The organism is Actinomadura keratinilytica (genome assembly GCF_039539665.1).
Lineage (GTDB): Bacteria > Actinomycetota > Actinomycetes > Streptosporangiales > Streptosporangiaceae > Spirillospora > Spirillospora keratinilytica.
In genome coordinates this window covers 1-17,217 of the sequence record NZ_BAABDO010000031.1, presented here as the reverse complement: position 1 = coordinate 17,217, position 17,217 = coordinate 1, and the positions used below count along the sequence as shown (strand labels likewise).

The following is a 17,217-nucleotide window of genomic DNA, read 5'->3' as shown; positions in this document are numbered from 1 at the left end:
GTTGCGACTCCCGGGTAAAGACCCAACAAAGCCGCGACGGGCGTCCAGACGGCCGTAACGGCGGCGGTCAGCGGGCCGCCCCGGCGGACGTCGCCGGGATGCCTCCCCGGAAGAAGGTGGACGCCAGCTGGGCCGCGTTGTAGTGGCCCTCCACGGCGATGGCCAGGGCCGTGTCGGCGCGGGAGCCAACGAACCACGACACGACCTTCTCCTTGCCGTTCTCGGTGTAGGTGGCCGTCGCGTACACGCCCGACACCTTGCCGCCGCTGGACACCTCGGCGTCCCGCGCGGTCCCCTGGAACACCGACCGGCGGACCAGGTCCTTCAGGTCGGACGTGGCCACGGACGGCAGCGCCTGCGCCGGGTACCGCGACGAGGGGTCCTGCGGGGAGCGCAGCAGGTACGGGGGCCGCCAGCTGCCCGTCTCCACGGCGCCCGCGACCAGGGCCATGGCCAGGGGGCTGACGCGCACCCCGCCCTGCCCGATCGCGACGGCGGCCTTCTCGGCGTCGTTGCGGGGCGTCGGCACCGTCCCGGTGAACGCGGGCACGGTCAGGCCCCAGTCCTGGCCCAGGCCGAAGCGCTTGGCCTCGGCCATCAGCGTCGCGGTGTCCAGCCGGGTGCTGAGCTGGGCGATGGTGGTGGCGCAGGAGTAGGCGAAGTTCAGCTGCAGGCTCTTCTTGCCGCGGGCCCGGCCGCCGGGGTTGCTGAACGTCTGGCCGCCCACGGTGGCGGTCGCCGGGCACTCGGTCTGGGTGTTCTTGGTCAGGCCGCGCTGCAGCAGCGCCTCCGCCGAGACGATCGAGAACGTCAGCCCGGGCGGGTACTGGCCCTCCATGGCCAGGTTGCGGCCGCCGGCCAGCTTGTTGTTGGCCACCGCCAGCACCTCGCCCGTGCTGGGGCGCAGGGCCACCATGGACGCCGCCGCGGGCACCCTGGCCAGCGTCTGGTCCGCGCTGTTCTGGTACCTGGAGTCCAGGGTGGTGCGGACGGGCTGCGGCTCCTGGCCGACCCACGAACGCAGCTCCTGGACGTTGCGGCCGGACGGGTCCTGCGCGACCACCCGGACCGTCGGGGTGCCGGCCAGCCACCGCTGCAGCAGCAGCTGGATCCCGCTCACGCCGATCGTGTCGCCCGGCTGGTAGGGGGCGCCCACCTGCTGCAGCCGGTCGGCGGTGGCGGGGCCGAGCTCACCGACCAGCTCGGGCGCGGCACTGGACTGGATCGGCGCCCAGATGGTCTGGACGCGCAGCCCGGAGTTCTGCGGCATCCGCTGGGCGATCGCCACCCCCTGCGGGTGGCGCAGCGTCAGCAGCGGCAGGAACCGCTCCGGCGGCGCCGAGTTGACCCGGCCGACCAGCCGCTCGGTGTCCAGCTTCCGGCCGCCGTCGATCTTGGTGACCTTGGTGAGCTGCTCCAGCGTCTTCTCCGGGTCGCGCAGCTGCCCGGGATAGACGCCGACGATGTCGGTCCGGACGTTGCGCAGCATGCGCCGGTCGTCGGAGTCGTAGATCGGCGCGCGCGCCGACACCTCGGTCAGCACGGCCAGCCGCATGCCCTGCCGCAGCCGCGGATGGATGATGGACGGGTCCCAGACGACCTTCCAGTCGCCGTCCACCCGGCGCAGCCGCATCCGGCCCTCGTAGGTCCACGGCTGGCCGTTCTCGCCCAGGTCGATCTTCACCGCGAACCGGGCCACCGCGTTGTCGCCGTTCTTGGTGATGGCCTTGGCGGGCGTGCCGCCCGGCTGCGTGGGCAGGCCGAGGCCGAGCCGCAGCGACGCCGCGTCCAGCTGGCGGCGCAGCTGGCCGAGCTGCTCGGCCACCGCCTTCCGGTCGGCGCCGATGGTCTTGCGCGCCGCGGCCTTGTAGTTGCCGACCTCCCAGGCGATCAGAAAGTCCCGCACGGTCGGCATCGCGGACGGCTCGGCGAAGCAGCCCGACGTCACGGACGCGACCAGCAGGCCGCATCCCGCCACCGACACCACCCGGCGCGGCGCGGACGGCCTGGGACGCCGCCGCCGGCCCCAGCGTCCGCCGCCGTGCCGCCCGAACCCGTCTGACGCGCTACTGCTCCGACCCGGGCTGCTCATCGACACCCTTCACCGTCTCCTGAACCGTGCCGCGACCGCCCGCCGCATCTCCCGGTCGGCTTCGCGCTTGGCGATGGCCTGCCGCTTGTCGTAGGTCTTCTTACCACGGGCCAGGCCGATCTCGACCTTGGCTCTGCCGTCCTTGAAGTACAGCGACAGCGGGATCAGCGTCCACCCCGCCTCGTCCGCCTTACCGGCTATCTTGTCGATCTCGCGCCGGTGCAGCAGCAGTTTGCGCGGACGCCGGGGGGCGTGGTTGGTCCAGGTGCCCTGCAGGTACTCGGGGATGTGCACGTTCTCCAGCCACACCTCCCCGTTTCTGACGTGGGCGTAGCCGTCGGCGAGCGAGGCACGGCCGGCGCGCAGCGCCTTCACCTCCGTGCCCATCAGCACCAGGCCCGCCTCCCACGTGTCCTCGATGTGGTAGTCGTAGCGGGCGCGCTTGTTCTGCGCGATGAGCTTGCGCCCTGTCTCGCGTGGCACGTGATCAGCCTCGGTCCTTGTCCAGCACGTCGCCCGAGCGCGGCTCGGGCAGCGTGGCGAGCAGCCCGCGCAGCACCTCCTGGGCGCGCCGCTCGGCCTCCTTGGGGGGACGGTCTGCGGAGACCGCCACGTCCGGGTCGATCCCCACGCCGTCGAGGTTACGGCCGCTGGGCGTCCGGTAGCGACCGACCGTGAGTTCGATCGCGGATCCGTCGGCCAGCCGGATGGGTTCCTGCACCGACCCCTTCCCGTAAGTACGGGATCCTACGATCACCGCGCGGTCGCGGTCGCGCAGCGACCCCGCGACCACCTCGGCGGCGCTGGCGGTGCCGGCGTCGACCAGCACGACCAGCGGGGTCTGCGCGTCGCCGGGCCGGGTGACGTCGCGCCGCTCGGTGATCATGCCGCGTTCGCCGCGCCGCTCGTAGGTGACCACCGGACCGCCGGGCAGGAACGCCGAGGCCGTCTCCACCGCCTCGTCCAGCAGCCCGCCGGGGTTGCCGCGCAGGTCCAGCAGGACGCCGCCGCGGGGTCGGCCGGACGCGCCGGTCAGCGCCCCGCGCACCGCGCGGCCCACGCCGCGGGTGAACGCCCCGATGCGGATCATCCGGGCCCGGTCGGCCAGGTCGGCGACGGTGACGTCGCTTCCGGCCACGGGGCTGCGCACCAGGTGGAACCGCCGCTCCTCGCCGTCGCGGTCGACGCTCAGGTCGACGCCGGTGCCCTGCCGGCCGCGCAGCGCCGCGGCGACGCGGCCCGCGTCCCAGCCGGTGACGTCGGCGCCGCCCACCTTGGTGATCACGTCGCCGACCCGTACGCCCGCCCGCTCGGCCGCCGACCCGGGCTGGACGCTGGCCACCCGGACGCGCCGGTCGCCGGATCCGCCCGGCGCGGACGTGCTGCGCGCGCCCCCGCCGTCGCCTGTGCCCAGCCACAGCCCGACACCGCTGTAACGGCCGTTCATGCGTCCCTGGAAGTCGTCGAACTCGCTGGCGGAGTAGTAGCGGGCCCACTTGTCGCCGAGGGTGCGCAGCATGCCGTCGATGGCCGCGCGGTCCAGCTTGCCGCGGTCGACCGGCTGCGCCGCCGCCCGGCCGATGCGCGTGGCCGCCTCGTCCAGCAGCGACGTCCCGGCCGAACCGCGCGCCCGCCGCTCGGGGGGAGGCCCGCCACCGGTGATCATTCCGGCGGCATAGGCGCACACCACCGCGACCACGACGGCCGATACGCGCAGCCCGCGACCGGTCAACCGGAACATGCGGTCAGTTTATGCATCGCGCCTCCGGCGGAAGGCTCCGACGGTCGGTGGGGCGGCGTGGCGGCGGGACGGGCCCGCGGTCCGGCACCGTCAGATCTTCAGGTAGCGGCGCAGGGTGAGGAACGAGGCGATTGCGCACAGCAGCACGCCGAAGCAGATCGACACGATGGTGACGGCCACCACCGTCCCCCAGCCGAGGTTGCTGGCGAACTGCATCTGGCTCGCCACCCGGTCGACCAGCATGAACTTGCTCAGCACCAGCAGCCCGGCGGCGAACAGCCCGCCGATCAGGCCGGCGATCGCGCCCTCCAGGATGAACGGCATCTGGATGTAGGTGTTGGACGCGCCGACCAGCCGCATGATGCCGGTCTCCCGCCTGCGGTTGAACGCCGACAGCCGCACCGTGTTGCCCACCAGCAGCACCGCCGCGATCACCTGGATCAGCGCGATCACCAGCGCGGCCCACTGCAGACCGCCGAGGATGCGGAAGAAGCGGTCCAGGATCTGCTTCTCGTTGATCACCTGGTCGACGCCGGGGCGGGCGAGCATCGCCTGCGCCACCGTCTGGTGCTTCTCCGGGTCCTTCAGCCGCACCCGGAACGAGTCGGGAATGTCACCCTCGCGGGTGCTCTGCACGAACCCCGGGGTGGTGGAGAAGCGCTCCTTGAACCGCTCCCACGCCTGCGCCTTGCTCTCGTATTCGACCTTGGCGACCTCCGGCAGCTTCTCCAGGTCCGCCTTGATCTGCTGCTTCTGCTGCTCGGTGGCGTCCTGCTTGTTGCACTGCGGGTTGGAGCTGGTCTGGGCGCACAGGAAGATCGACACCTCGATCTTGTCGTACCAGTAGCTCTTGGACGACTCGACCTGCGCCCGCACCAAAAGCCCGGTACCGAAGAGCGCCATGGCGATGGCGACGGTGATGACCAGGGAGACGGTCATCGTGAGGTTCCGGCGGAGACCGATCCAGATCTCCTGGAGAACGAACTGTACGCGCATGCCTCGCTGTCCTTGATCGCCTGTGCCCCGCCGGGAGCGTGCGTCCGGTCAGGCTCTGTCAGTCTCTTCGGTCGGTCCGGGTGGGTCGGTCTCGTCGGTCGGAAGCGGGCCGCTCCCACGCGACGGAAGGTACGCCCGGGGCCCGCGCCAGGTTCACCGCGCCGGCCCGTCAGTACGCCTGGCCGTACACGCCCCGCGACTGGTCGCGGACGACCCGGCCGTCCTCCAGCTCCACGACGCGCTTGCGGAAGGCGTCCACGATGGCGGCGTCATGGGTGGCCATGACGACGGTGGTGCCGGTGCGGTTGATACGGTCCAGCACCTTCATGATGCCGATCGAGGTGGCCGGGTCGATGTTCCCGGTCGGCTCGTCGGCCAGCAGGATCATCGGCCGGTTGACGAACGCCCGGGCGATGGCCACCCGCTGCTGCTCACCACCGGACAGCTCGTGCGGCATCCGGTGGGCCTTGCCCTCCAGGCCGACCAGGTCGACGACCTCGGGCACGACCTTCTGGATGAAGCGCCGCGGCTTGCCGATGACCTCCAGCGCGAACGCCACGTTCTCGAAGACGTTCTTGTTGGGCAGCAGCCGGAAGTCCTGGAACACGCAGCCGATGCGGCGGCGCAGGTGCGGCACCTTCCAGTTGCTGAGCCGGTTGAGGTCCTTGCCGGCCACGTGCACGTGCCCCTGGGTGGGACGCTCCTCCTTCAGGATGAGGCGCAGGAAGGTCGACTTGCCGGAACCCGAGGGACCCACCAGGAAGAGGAACTCCCCCTTCTCGATGGCGACGTTCACATGCTGCAGTGCGGGCCTGTTCTGGCTCTTGTAGACCTTGGTGACGTTATCGAAGTGGATCACGGCGGTTCAGCACCATTCCTGCGAGGGACCCGCGCGGTCACGAACGGGAGGAATCGCGTCTTCCATCTTGTCGCCGCATGAAGCGGACTGTAGTTTGTCGGTAGCGGTTCGTGAGCGGAGGCATCCGGCCCCCGCGGGCCACCGACCCGGCGGAGCCGTGGAGCCGCAGCGTGCACTCCGCGCCCTCGGGTCACCGGCCGATGCCGGACGAGCGTGCCGCCCTCCGGCCCGTTCGTCAACCCGCCTGGGGCGAGATGATACTCCGCTCGGGGCGAGCCATGGTCGCATGCCGAGGGCATGCTCCCTCTCTCGCTTCGTCTTTCTTCCAGGGGGGCGACCCCCTGGAACCCCCGTTGGACCTTCTGCGACGAGCAGCAACGGCCCATCCACCGCTGCGCTTGAGGGCGACCATGGTCGCATGCCGGAGGCATGCTCCCTCTCTCGCTTCATCTTTCTTCCAGGGGGGCGACCCCCTGGAACCCCCGTTGGACCTTCAGTAGCGAGCAGCAGCCCATCCGCCACAGCGTTCGGAGACAGGTCGGCAAAAGCACGGACCGTTGGGCCCGTCACACCCTGACCACCGGCCCGCAGCCCAACCGCCACCGCACCTGGAGACAGCCACGGACGCACGCCAGGGGCATGCTCCACGGCCCTCTCCACCACACTCCCAGGGGGACGCCCCCCCAGGACCCCCGTCATTGCACTCGGAGCCAGCCTCGGCCGCACGCTGGAAGCGCGCTCCCCGACTCGCCCCGCCTTTCCCCCAGGGGGACGCCCCCCTGGAAGCTCCATCACATCCCCACCGACGCACCCCAACGGCCACGGACGCACACCATCGGCGCGCCGTCCCTTTTCCCCCGGGGAGCAACCTGTTGAGGACTTCGCCACACCTTCGGCGCTGGACGACAACGGCCGAACAGCCGCTGCGCCTAGAGAAAGCCACGGTCGCACGCCAGCGGCACGCTCACCCGCTTCTCCGGCAAAACGACCCGTCGGGACGTCCGTCACACCCCAGCCAGCACCACCACGGACCCGCAGCTCAACCGCTACTGCGCTCGGGCGCAACCACGGACGCACCCCATCGCCAGGCTCTCCCCCTCCGAAAGGACACCCCGCCGGAACGGCCGTCATAGCAGCGCCGGACTGCAACAGCCGAACGGCCGCGGTGCTCGGCGAGAGCGACGATTGCATGCCGTCGGCATGCCTCCCGACACGCTCTCTCGTTTCGTCGGCGGAGCGCCCCGCTGCCTTCGCCACACCTCCGCCGACGGACGGCGACACGGCGCTGGAGGACCGCCGAGGTCGCACGCCACCGGCACGTCGTCCCGCTTCCACGGGAGAGCGTCCCGTTGGGACGTCCGTTGCGTCCCGGTCGGCGCGGTCACGAAGCCGCAGCTCAACCGGCGCTGGCCGCTCGCTGGGAGCACGTGGCTCTGCACTCGGGGAAGGCGAGGGGTGCGTGCCGTCGGCGCGCTTTCGCGCTTCCCCGCGGTCTGTTGAGGACTTCGCCACACCTTCGGCGCTGGACGGCAGCGGCTCGGATGCCGTGGCGGTGCCATGCGGTGCGGGGGCTCTGCGCGAGGCCGTCGAGGTGTAGTCGTAGGCCATCGGCACACTCCCACCTCGTTCCGGCAGTTCCTCTGTCATGGGGACCGCAGGCCCCTTGGAGCCCCTGGGGGGGCGGAGCCGACCGGTGTCCGGGGGGTGCGAGGTTCCCGGCGGCCCGGCTCCTTCGATGGAGGGCTTCCCGGTCCGGGAGTCCGGACCGATCGGCCCCCGTGCAGTGTAGGGGCGGAGATCGATCGCCTCGACCGGTCCACGCCCCGGCACGCTAAGGGACTTTACAGTCGGGATAGGCTGAATGCTGGCGAACGAGTGCTTTGGTTCTCAAGCGACAGGTACGCATTCCAGCGAGAGAGGCAGCCGAATGAGCTGCGAACATCTGATCTGCGCCCGCTGCTCGGGTCCGGTGGTCGAGGGCCGCTGCCCGACCTGCCGGAACGCCCGCGCCGAGATGCACCGCCACGGCGGCCCCTTCTCCCCCACGGTGATCCTGGCGGTCCTGGTCCTTCTGTTCTTCCTGGCGCTGGCTCTGCAGCGGATGTACTGAGCCCCCCGCTGCCCGCCGGGCCGTGCGCAACTTTCACAGCCCGGGTGACCGGGGCGGCGGGGCGCGGCGATCGCCACAGGTAGCGGTCAGGACGTGCGCGACGGCCGGGTGCCGGCCTTGGTGATGGTGCCCGCCTGGGCGATGATGTCGGCCTTGGCCTTGCCCTTCTTGGTGCGGGGCGGGTCGGTGGCGGCGAACTGGAAGACCTCGGACGTGGTGATGTCGCTGCCCTCGTCCGTGCCGTCGAGCAGGTGGGCGGCCTCGGGCGGGACCGGCGGCGTGGCGCCCTTGCCGGCGTCGTCGGCGGTCAGCTGGCCGTTGCGGGCCAGGGAGTAAAGGACGAGCCCGCCGTCGTCCGCGGTGCGCAGCGGGAAGATCGGGAACGACGTGGCCACCGTCACCAGCTGGAGGGTCAGGTCCTTCTCCTTGGCCTTGCGCACGGCCTTGCGCACCTGGGTGTAGTAGCCGGAGGTGTACTTGCCCGTCCGCATGACCTTGCGGGCCACGCTGTCGGGGCCCTCGGAGGCGAGGGTGGCCTGGATGCCCGGCACCTCGCGCGGGCGGATCAGCATCGTGTCGTCGGTGGTGCTCAGCGCGGTGGCGTAGCCGTCGTCGTCCACCGAGATCTTGGGCAGCTTGGTCTTGGGCAGCAGCTCGGTGGTCAGGCTGAGCCGCCAGCGGTCGCCGGGGCCGCGGCGGATGAACGCCATGAGCGCGGTGCGGGTGCTCTCGGGCTTGCCCTGGACGGTGCGGGGCACGGCCGCCACGAACCAGTGCGGGTAGATGTCGGTCTTGAGCTTCGGGACGATCAGCTGGGGCTCGCCGTACTGGTAGCGGTTCACCGGGTCGCCGTCGTAGGCGGCCTTGCGGAACTCGGCGGCGGTCAGCTGCGACTGCCCGTCGGACGTCCAGGTGAGGGCCAGCCGCTCGTCGCCGGCGGCGCGGGCGACGTCGTCGTTGGTGACGAAGGCGCGGAACTCGCGTTCGGCGACCTGGTGGGTCAGCGGCTCGGGCTCGGGCGTGGTGGCGGTGACCAGCACGGTGGGCCGGGCCTCGGGCTCGCTGCCCGCGCAGCCGGCCGCCGCCAGCGTCACGGCGGCGATGACCGAGGCGGCGCGAAACGACCCCCACACCGCATTCGCCGCCACGCCTGCCCCCGGCTGTTCCGAGCGGTCCGTTCCGCTGATCCGATCCGCCATGCTGATCCGTGATTCTGCCATCCACAGCCTATTGATCGAATGCGTTGATCGAATCCCCTGCTCGGACGGGCGCGGCCGCCCGGGGCACTGCCGCGACGGCGATAAGCTCTCAGTGTGGCAGCCATCGACCCGCAAGAGCGGCTCAAGGAGCTCGACTCGACGCTGACCGGCATCGAGCAGGTCCTCGACCTGGACGGTATGCGGCGCGACATCGCCGAGCTGCGCGAGCAGTCCGCCGACCCCGAGCTGTGGAACGACCAGGAGCGCGCGCAGAAGGTGACGCGGCGGCTGTCGTACCTGGAGAGCGAGCTCGGCCGGGTCGAGGGGCTGCGGCAGCGGCTGGACGACGTGGCCACGCTGTACGAGCTGGCCGCCGAGATGGACGACGCCGACACCCGCCGCGAGGCCGACGACGAGGTGGCCGCGCTCGGCAAGGAGATCCAGCAGCTCGAAGTGCGCACCCTGATGTCGGGCGAGTACGACGAGCGCGAGGCGCTGATCACCATCAACGCCCAGGCGGGCGGGGTGGACGCGGCCGACTGGGCGCAGCAGCTGCAGCGCATGTACCTGCGCTGGGCCGAGCGGCACGGCTACCCGACGGAGATCTACGAGACCTCCTACGCCGAAGAGGCCGGGATCAAGTCGACGACGTTCACGGTCAAGGCCCCCTACGCCTACGGCACGCTGCGCGGCGAGCACGGCACGCACCGGCTGGTGCGCATCTCCCCGTTCGACAACCAGGGGCGGCGGCAGACCTCGTTCGCGGGCCTGGACGTCGTGCCGGTGGTGGAGCAGAGCGACCACATCGAGATCGACGAGAACGACCTGCGCATCGACGTGTACCGGTCGTCCGGGCCCGGCGGCCAGGGCGTGAACACCACCGACTCGGCGGTGCGGATCACCCACATCCCCACCGGCATCGTGGTGTCCTGCCAGAACGAGCGCAGCCAGCTGCAGAACAAGGCCACCGCGATGAGCGTGCTGCAGGCCAAGCTGCTGGAGCGCAAGCGGCAGGAGGAGGCGGAGAAGATCTCCTCGCTGCGCGGCGAGACCACCACCAGCTGGGGCACGCAGATCCGCAACTACGTGCTGCACCCGTACCAGATCGTCAAGGATCTGCGCACCGGCGTGGAGGCGGGCAACCCGGCCGCGGTGCTGGACGGCGAGATCGACGAGTTCATCGAGGCCGAGATCCGCTGGCTGCGGCAGCGCGAGGCCGAGGCCGAGGGCGCCGCCGAGTAGCCCCCGCATTTCGGACGGCTTTCGGATTCGCTGCGTGACCTCGCGGTCACTCTGCGATGATGGCGGGCGGTTCTGCACTCGTCCTCATGGGGGCCCGCCATGCGCGTCCGCGCAGCCGTCGTCCTGCCCGTCCCGGTCCTGCTGCTCGCCGCCGCGTGCGGCGGCGGCGAGTCCGCGCCGCCTCCGGCGCTGAGCAAGGACGAGGCGCAGCGCGTGCTGGCGCGGTACGCCGACGCCGCCAACAAGGCGGGGCAGCGGCTGGACGGCGACGCGCTCGCCGCCGTCGAGACCGACCCGCAGCTCGCCATGGACCGCGCCGCGTTCCGGCTGGGCCGCGCCGCCCGGCGTCCGTTCACGCCGGTGCGGTTCGTCCAGTCGGTGTTCTACATCCCGCGCATGCAGGGGTATCCGCGGTGGTTCGCCGCCGACACGGTGACCTCCGCGACGCCGCCCGGCGCCAAGCAGCCCCGCACCACCCGGCACGCGCTGGTGTTCACGCAGGCCGCGGCGGGGGCGCCGTGGCTGCTGGCCGCGTCCCCGCACCCGGGCGGCGACGAGATGTCCCGGGTGCGGCTCGACGGCGACGGGTACGCCCAGGCGGTGGCGCCGGGCGCGTCGGGGCTGGCGGTCAGCCCGTCCCGGATCGGCGCGGCGCACGCGGCGCTGCTGAGCGGCGGTCCGCAGGCGCCGGGCGCGGGGGTGCTGGCGCCGGGCCCGCAGACCACGCAGTCCTACGACGCGCTGCGGCAGGCCCAAGTGGGGCTGCGCAAGAACGGCGTGCGGCTGCACACCCGGTTCACCCCCGACTCGTCGCCGGTGTACGCGCTGCGCACCAAGGACGGGGGCGCGCTGGTGTGGTACGTGCTGCGCCAGCACGAGAGCTACCGGGCGGCCCGGCTCGGCAAGCTCGCCGTCACCGGCGACCTGACCGGCCTGGCCCCCGCCAAGGCGGCCCGCACCCGGCTGGACGCCACCGTCCTGGTGCAGTACCTGGCCACCGTGCCGGCCTCGGGGCACGCCGCCGTCGGCGGCATGTACCGCAAGGCCGTCGCGGCGAGGGCCTCCTGATCACCGTCGGGTGCCGGTGCGGGTCCCCTCGTCGACGACCGCTGCCGTGGAGACGCACCGGCGCCCGACGGTCACCTGCCTCGCCCGAGCTCACGCCTCCGTCGTCGGCAGCGCGCTGGCCGTGACCAGGGTGCGGATGGCGCCCAGCGCGACCGACAGGGTGGCCAGGTCGAAGGTGTCGCTCTCCCAGATCTCCGAGAGGGTCTGCTGGGCGCGGCGCACCGCAACGCTGTTCTTCTCCGACCAGTGCGCCAGGCGCTGCTCGGGCGGGGTGCCCGACTCGCTGGTGATCAGCACGTCGCGGGTCAGCGCGGCGTGCGCGGCGTACAGGTCGTCGCGCAGCGCGGAGCGGGCCATCGACCGCCACCGGTCGTCGCGCGGCAGCGCGATGATGCGTTCGCGCAGCCGGGACAGCTGCAGCCGGTCGGCGACGTCGAAGTAGACCTCGGCGACCTCCTCCACGGGACGGCCCGTGTCGTGCGCGATCTCGACCAGGTCGAAGGTGGAGAAGGCGGGCACCATCATGGCGGTCGCCTCGGCCACCTCGTCGGGCACGCCGCGTTCGGCGAAGCCGTCGCGGCGCTGCTCGAACGCCGCCAGGTCCAGGCCGACCAGCACCTTGGGCAGCAGCGCGCCCAGGGTGCGGGCGCCGTCGGCGAAGAAGTCGATCGTCTCCCGGATGTCGAACGGCGGCCGCCGGTTGTGCAGCAGCCAGCGGGCGCCGCGCTCGGTGAGCTTGCGCGCCTCCAGCCGCATCCTGATCTGCGTGGACTCGTCGACCTGGTGGGTCAGCCCCTCCACGGTCCGCCAGAACCGCGGCATGTCGAACACCTCGCGCGACACCAGGTAGGCGCGGGCGACGTCGGACGGGGAGGCCCCGGTCTCCTCGTTCACCCGGAACATGAACGTGGTGCCGGAGTTGTTGACCAGGTCGTTCACCACCGCGGTGGTGATGATCTCGCGGCGCAGCGGGTGCCGGTCCATGTAGGAGCGGAACCGCTCGCGCAGCGGGGTCGGGAAGTAGTCGACCAGCCAGGACTCCAGGTACGGGTCGTCGGGCAGGTCGGAGGAGTTCAGCTCGGCGTCCAGCGACAGCTTGGCGTAGGCCAGCAGGACGGCGAACTCCGGGCCGGTCAGGCCGTGCCCGGCCTGGCGGCGTTCGGCCAGCGCCTTGTCGTCGGGCAGGAACTCCAGGCGCCGCTTGAGCCGGCCGTCGCGCTCCAGCTTGCGCATGTAGCGGGTGTGGACGTGCAGCATGGACCGGGCCTGCGCCCGGGACGCGGCCAGCACCACGTTCTGCGCGTAGTTGTCGCGCAGCACCAGCGCGGCGACCTCGTCGGTCATCTCGTACAGCAGCTGGTCGCGCTGCTTGCCGGTCAGCTCGCCGTCGCGCACCGCCTGGTCGAGCAGGATCTTGATGTTGACCTCGTGGTCGGAGGTGTCCACCCCGGCGGAGTTGTCGATGAAGTCGGTGTTGACCAGGCCGCCGCGGCGGGCGAACTCGATCCGGCCGAGCTGGGTGACGCCCAGGTTGCCGCCCTCGCCGATCACCTTGCAGCGCAGCTCGGAGGCATTGGCCCGCACCGGGTCGTTGGCCTTGTCGCCGACGTCGGCGTTGTTCTCGGTGGACGCCTTGACGTAGGTGCCGATGCCGCCGTTCCACAGCAGGTCCACCGGCGCGCACAGCACGGCGTGGATCAGCTCGTAGGGGGTCAGCGCGGTGACGCCCGGGTCCAGGCCGAGCGCCTCGCGCACCTCCGGGGTGATCTTGATGGACTTGGCGGTGCGCGGGTACACGCCGCCGCCGCGGGAGATCACCGAGCTGTCGTAGTCGGCCCACGAGCTGCGCGGCAGCTTGAACAGCCGCTCGCGTTCGGCGTAGGAGCGCTCGGGGTCGGGGTCGGGGTCGAGGAAGATGTGCCGGTGGTCGAACGCGGCGACCAGCTTGATGTGCCGGCTGAGCAGCATGCCGTTGCCGAACACGTCGCCGGACATGTCGCCGATGCCCACGACGGTGAACGGCTCGTTCTGCACGTCCTTGCCGAGGGAGCGGAAGTGGTACTTCACCGACTCCCAGGCGCCGCGGGCGGTGATGCCCATCGCCTTGTGGTCGTAGCCGACCGAGCCGCCGGAGGCGAACGCGTCGCCGAGCCAGAAGCCGTAGGAGGCGGCGACCTCGTTGGCGATGTCGGAGAACGTGGCGGTGCCCTTGTCGGCGGCCACGACCAGGTAGGGGTCGTCGCCGTCGTGCCGCACCACGTCGGGCGGCGGGACGACCTTGCCGTCGACGAGGTTGTCGGTGATGTCCAGCAGCCCGGAGATGAAGTCGCGGTAGCAGGCGATGCCCGCGTTCATGAACGCCTCGCGGTCGGAGGCGGGCGGCAGCTGCTTGCCGACGAAGCCGCCCTTGGCCCCGGCCGGGACGATCACGGTGTTCTTCACCGCCTGCGCCTTGACCAGCCCGAGGATCTCGGTGCGGAAGTCCTCGCGGCGGTCCGACCAGCGCAGCCCGCCGCGCGCCACCGACCCGAACCGCAGGTGCACGCCCTCCACCTTCGGCGAGTACACGAAGATCTCGTAGGTGGGGCGGGGCTGCGGCAGGTCCGGGATGCGCGAGGGGTCGAACTTGATCGACAGGTAGGGCTTGCGCTGGAAGTGGTTGGTGCGCAGGGTGGCCTCGAACATCGCCAGGTAGGCGCGCAGGATGCGGTCCTCGTCGAGGCTGGCGACCTCCTCCAGCAGGCCGCTCAGCTCCTCGTGGATGGCCTCGCTGCGCTCGTCCTCCCCGCCGGCGAGGGCCGGGTCCAGGCGGCTCTCCCAGTACCGCACCAGCAGCCGGGTGATCTGCGCGTTGCGCAGCAGCACCTGCTCGATGTAGCGCTTGGAGAACGTGGTGCCGATCTGCCGCAGGTACAGGGCGTAGGCGCGCATCACCATCGCCTGCCGCCAGTTCAGGCCGACGTGCAGGACCAGCGCGTTGAACCCGTCGTTTTCGATGTCGCCGCGCCACAGGGCGGCGAAGGCGTCCTGGAACAGGTCCTTGATGTCCTCCTCGGGCACCCCCTCCGGCGGGTCGTAGCGCAGCCCGAGGTCGTAGATCCAGGCGCGGGGCCGGTCGGCCGGGCGGATCTCGTACGGCCGTTCGTCGATCACCTCGACGCCCATGTTGTGCAGCAGCGGCAGCACCCGCGACAGCGAGATCGGCGGGCCCTGCCGGTAGAGCTTCAGGCGCCGCTCGCCGGGCTCGGCGCCGTACGGCTCGTACAGGTTGATGGAGGTCTGGCCGTCCTCGGTGAGCTCCTCCAGGCGGCGCAGGTCGGCCACGGCGGTGCGGGCCGGGAAGTCGGCCTTGTAGCCCTCGGGGAAGGCGTCGCCGTAGCGGCGGGCCAGCACGCCGGAGCGCTCCTCGCCGCACTGCTCGACGATGGCGTCGGCCAGGTCGTCGGCCCACGAGCGGGTGGCGGCGGCCAGCCGGGCCTCCAGCTCCTCGACGTCGACGTCGGGCAGCGGGCGGCCGCGTTCGCCCCGCACCACCACGTGCAGCCGGGCCAGCACCGACTCGGTGACGTTGGCGCTGTAGTCGACCGAGACGCCCTCGAAGGCGTTCTTGAGGATCTCCTGGATGCGCAGCCGCACCCGGGTGGTGTACCGGTCGCGCGGCAGGTACACCATGCAGGACATGTAGCGGCCGTAGGTGTCCTTGCGCAGGAACAGCTTCAGGTGGCGGCGTTCGCGCAGCCGCAGCACGCCGAGCGCGATCGACAGCAGGTCGTCGACGGAGATCTGGAACAGCTCGTCGCGCGGGTAGGTCTCCAGGATCTCGATCAGGTCCTGGCCGTCGTAGCTGTCGGGGGTGAACTCGGCGCGTTCCAGGACCTCGGCGAGCTTGCGCTTCAGGACGGGCACGTGCGCGATCGAGGCGCTGTAGGCCACGTGCGTGAACAGGCCGAGGAAGCGGCGCTCGCCTATCACCTCGCCGTCCGGCCCGAACTTCTTGACGCCGATGTAGTCCAGGTACAGGGGCCGGTGGACGGTGGACCGGGAGTTGGCCTTGGTCAGCACCAGCAGCTGCTTCTCGGTGGCGCGTTCGCGCACCTCGGGCGGCAGCGCGGCGAAGCTGTCGGACTCCCGCTTGTCGGCGCGCAGGATGCCGAGGCCGGTACCGGGCTCGGGACGCAGCGCCGTGCCGTCGTCGGTGAGCGTGTAGTCGCGGTAGCCGAGGAAGGTGAAGTGGCCGTCGGCCAGCCAGTCGAGCAGCTCGACGCCCTCGTCCAGCTCCTTTTCCGGCAGCGGCGGCGGGTCGTAGCGCAGGCTGGTGGCGATCTCGCCGGCCCGGGCGCGCATCTTCGGCTCGTCCTCGAAGGCGACCCGCACGTCGTTCAGCACGCGCAGCAGGTCCTTCTCCAGCTGCTCCAGGACGGCGCGGTCGCTGGTGCGGTCCACCTCGATGTGGATCCACGACTCGTCCAGGTCGGTGGCGTTGTCGAGCTTGCGGCGGAATGCCTTGAGGTGCCCGGCCACGTCGCGGTCGACGCCCAGCAGCGGGTGGACGATCAGGTGGGTGGTCAGCTGGTGCCGGTTGAGCTCCATCGTGACCGAGTCGACCAGGAACGGCATGTCGTCGGTGACCACCTGCACGACGGTGTGGCCGGGGTCCCAGCCGTACTCCTCCACGGTGGGGGTGAACACCCGCACCTTGGCCCGCCCCTGCGGCCGCTCCTCGCCGAGCAGCCGGTGCGCCATGGCGGGGCCGAAGATATCGACCAGATCGCGGTCCAGCAGGTCCTCGGGTGCCACGTGGCGGTAGTAGAGGCGCAGGTATTCGACCGCGTCGTCGAGGTCGATCCCCTTGCTCCCCGGGCCCTGCGCCCAGGTCTGCGCCGCCTTCCGCAGCAAATCATCCTTGGCTTGATCGAGCTTGCCGCCCATCGACTCTCCCCATCGAGACTCTTTCCCCCGGGCAGGGGGCGTGGGAGGGCGTCCCCCCACGAGCAACGTCGCCACCTCGTTGTGGCGCCGCTCACTGCGTCAGCGTAACCAGGAAAAGCCGCAAAGCCGACCCGAGCGCCCAGGACACGGCCGTGGCCTTCCCCACGTCTCCGCCGTTTCGATGCCCTGTGACCGCGTCTTCACCGCGATTTCGCACGCCGGTCCGGCCGCCCGCAGGCGGCCGGACGATCAGCTGTCGCCGCCGGAGCCGCTGCCGCCGCCGCTGCCGCCGCCGCTGCCGCCGGTGCCGCCCGAGCCGGGATCGGACGGGCTGCTCGGGGTGCCCGTGCCGGGCTCGCCGGTGCCGGGGTCGGTGCCGGGGTCGCCGGTGCCCGGCTCGTCGGTGCCGGGCTTGTCGGTCGACGGGCTGGAGGGCCCGTCGTCGTCCGGGGCGTCGGTCGTCGGGGTCGTGGAGGGCGTGCCGGACGGCCCCCCGGACATGTCGTCCGTCGGCGCCCCCGAGCCGGTGGGCGCGGACGACGGCTCCTCCTGCGACGCGGTCTCCTCCGACGTGGGCGTGTTGGTCGGGCGGTCGTCGTCGTTCACGGCGGAGGGGACGACGCCGGCGGGCGTGGGGCCCTGGTTGTGGTCGCCGACGGTCTTGCCGGTCTTGTCGTTGCCGCTGAACGCCAGCACCGCCGAGGTGATCACGATGGCGATGATCGCGGCGGCGGCCCCGGCCAGCGCGGCCAGCCTGCGGCGGTCCCGCAGCGCGGCCGGCAGGGCGGGCCGGTCGGGCGCGCCGTTCGGCGGCAGCGTGTTCTGCGCGGCCCATTCGGCGGGGGTCGGCAGCCGCTCGGGCTCCCGGTCGCGGTCGTCGGCCCGCTCGGCGCCGACCGCGCCGATCGCCTGGGTCCGCCCGGACACCGGGTCGCGGTCGCCGGTGCGGTCGGCCGGGCCGTCGGCGGCGCCGTCCGCGCG

The 17,217-nt window shown here is 71.8% G+C and carries 10 protein-coding genes and 1 pseudogene; 3 read left to right on the top strand and 8 right to left on the bottom strand.

The window, feature by feature from the left end:
• Nucleotides 1–67: 67 nt before the first annotated feature.
• From ABD879_RS13150 to ftsE, 5 genes are all read right to left on the bottom strand, one after another.
• The gene (locus ABD879_RS13150) at nt 68–2,092 is read right to left on the bottom strand and encodes a penicillin-binding transpeptidase domain-containing protein (RefSeq protein ID WP_345021048.1); all 2,025 of its coding nucleotides are present in this window, start codon (nt 2,090–2,092) and stop codon (nt 68–70) included.
• Between the two features lie 9 nt (nt 2,093–2,101).
• Nucleotides 2,102–2,575: an SsrA-binding protein SmpB gene (gene smpB / locus ABD879_RS13145; RefSeq protein WP_345021045.1), complete on the bottom strand. Its 474-nt coding sequence runs from the start codon at nt 2,573–2,575 to the stop codon at nt 2,102–2,104.
• Between the two features lie 4 nt (nt 2,576–2,579).
• Nucleotides 2,580–3,833 (bottom strand): S41 family peptidase, encoded by a 1,254-nt coding sequence (locus ABD879_RS13140; protein WP_345021043.1) that lies wholly within the window; start codon nt 3,831–3,833, stop codon nt 2,580–2,582.
• Between the two features lie 90 nt (nt 3,834–3,923).
• Nucleotides 3,924–4,829: a permease-like cell division protein FtsX gene (gene ftsX / locus ABD879_RS13135; RefSeq protein ID WP_345021041.1), complete on the bottom strand. Its 906-nt coding sequence runs from the start codon at nt 4,827–4,829 to the stop codon at nt 3,924–3,926.
• Nucleotides 4,830–4,998: 169 nt separating this feature from the next.
• A complete protein-coding gene (gene ftsE / locus ABD879_RS13130) occupies nt 4,999–5,688 on the bottom strand; it encodes a cell division ATP-binding protein FtsE (RefSeq protein WP_285492260.1) in 690 nt (229 codons plus the stop codon).
• 1,927 nt (nt 5,689–7,615) lie between these two features.
• Here ftsE and ABD879_RS13125 point away from each other — a divergent pair.
• Nucleotides 7,616–7,798 carry a hypothetical protein gene (locus ABD879_RS13125; RefSeq protein ID WP_285492261.1) on the top strand — a complete coding sequence of 61 codons (183 nt, stop codon included), beginning with the start codon at nt 7,616–7,618 and terminating at the stop codon, nt 7,796–7,798.
• A gap of 86 nt (nt 7,799–7,884) precedes the next feature.
• On the opposite strand, the gene ABD879_RS13120 is transcribed toward ABD879_RS13125, so the two are convergent.
• Nucleotides 7,885–8,946, bottom strand: coding sequence for a DUF8094 domain-containing protein (locus tag ABD879_RS13120; RefSeq protein WP_345021039.1), 1,062 nt, complete (start codon nt 8,944–8,946; stop codon nt 7,885–7,887).
• 165 nt (nt 8,947–9,111) lie between these two features.
• Between ABD879_RS13120 and prfB the strand changes: the two genes are divergently transcribed.
• Together prfB and ABD879_RS13110 are read left to right on the top strand one after the other, a co-directional pair.
• Complete coding sequence (prfB, locus tag ABD879_RS13115) at nt 9,112–10,239, top strand: peptide chain release factor 2 (RefSeq protein WP_345021037.1); 1,128 nt, start codon at nt 9,112–9,114, stop codon at nt 10,237–10,239.
• Between the two features lie 99 nt (nt 10,240–10,338).
• Nucleotides 10,339–11,307 carry a DUF8094 domain-containing protein gene (locus tag ABD879_RS13110; RefSeq protein ID WP_345021035.1) on the top strand — a complete coding sequence of 323 codons (969 nt, stop codon included), beginning with the start codon at nt 10,339–10,341 and terminating at the stop codon, nt 11,305–11,307.
• A 90-nt stretch (nt 11,308–11,397) separates the two neighbouring features.
• Here ABD879_RS13110 and ABD879_RS13105 read toward each other — a convergent pair whose 3' ends face one another.
• Both ABD879_RS13105 and ABD879_RS13100 read right to left on the bottom strand, forming a co-directional pair.
• Nucleotides 11,398–16,236 carry an NAD-glutamate dehydrogenase gene (locus tag ABD879_RS13105; protein ID WP_345021033.1) on the bottom strand — a complete coding sequence of 1,613 codons (4,839 nt, stop codon included), beginning with the start codon at nt 16,234–16,236 and terminating at the stop codon, nt 11,398–11,400.
• Nucleotides 16,237–16,485: 249 nt separating this feature from the next.
• Nucleotides 16,486–17,217: pseudogene (locus ABD879_RS13100) on the bottom strand (hypothetical protein); the annotation flags it as partial.

What these genes read in the sequence shown, in the direction of transcription:
- ftsX (WP_345021041.1), bottom strand. Translation starts at nt 4,829, where the DNA reads ATGCGCGTACAGTTCGTTCTCCAGGAGATCTGGATCGGTCTCCGCCGG.
- ABD879_RS13150 (WP_345021048.1), bottom strand. Translation starts at nt 2,092, where the DNA reads ATGAGCAGCCCGGGTCGGAGCAGTAGCGCGTCAGACGGGTTCGGGCGG.
- ABD879_RS13110 (WP_345021035.1), top strand. Translation starts at nt 10,339, where the DNA reads ATGCGCGTCCGCGCAGCCGTCGTCCTGCCCGTCCCGGTCCTGCTGCTC.
- ABD879_RS13105 (WP_345021033.1), bottom strand. Translation starts at nt 16,236, where the DNA reads ATGGGCGGCAAGCTCGATCAAGCCAAGGATGATTTGCTGCGGAAGGCG.
- ABD879_RS13125 (WP_285492261.1), top strand. Translation starts at nt 7,616, where the DNA reads ATGAGCTGCGAACATCTGATCTGCGCCCGCTGCTCGGGTCCGGTGGTC.
- ABD879_RS13140 (WP_345021043.1), bottom strand. Translation starts at nt 3,833, where the DNA reads ATGTTCCGGTTGACCGGTCGCGGGCTGCGCGTATCGGCCGTCGTGGTC.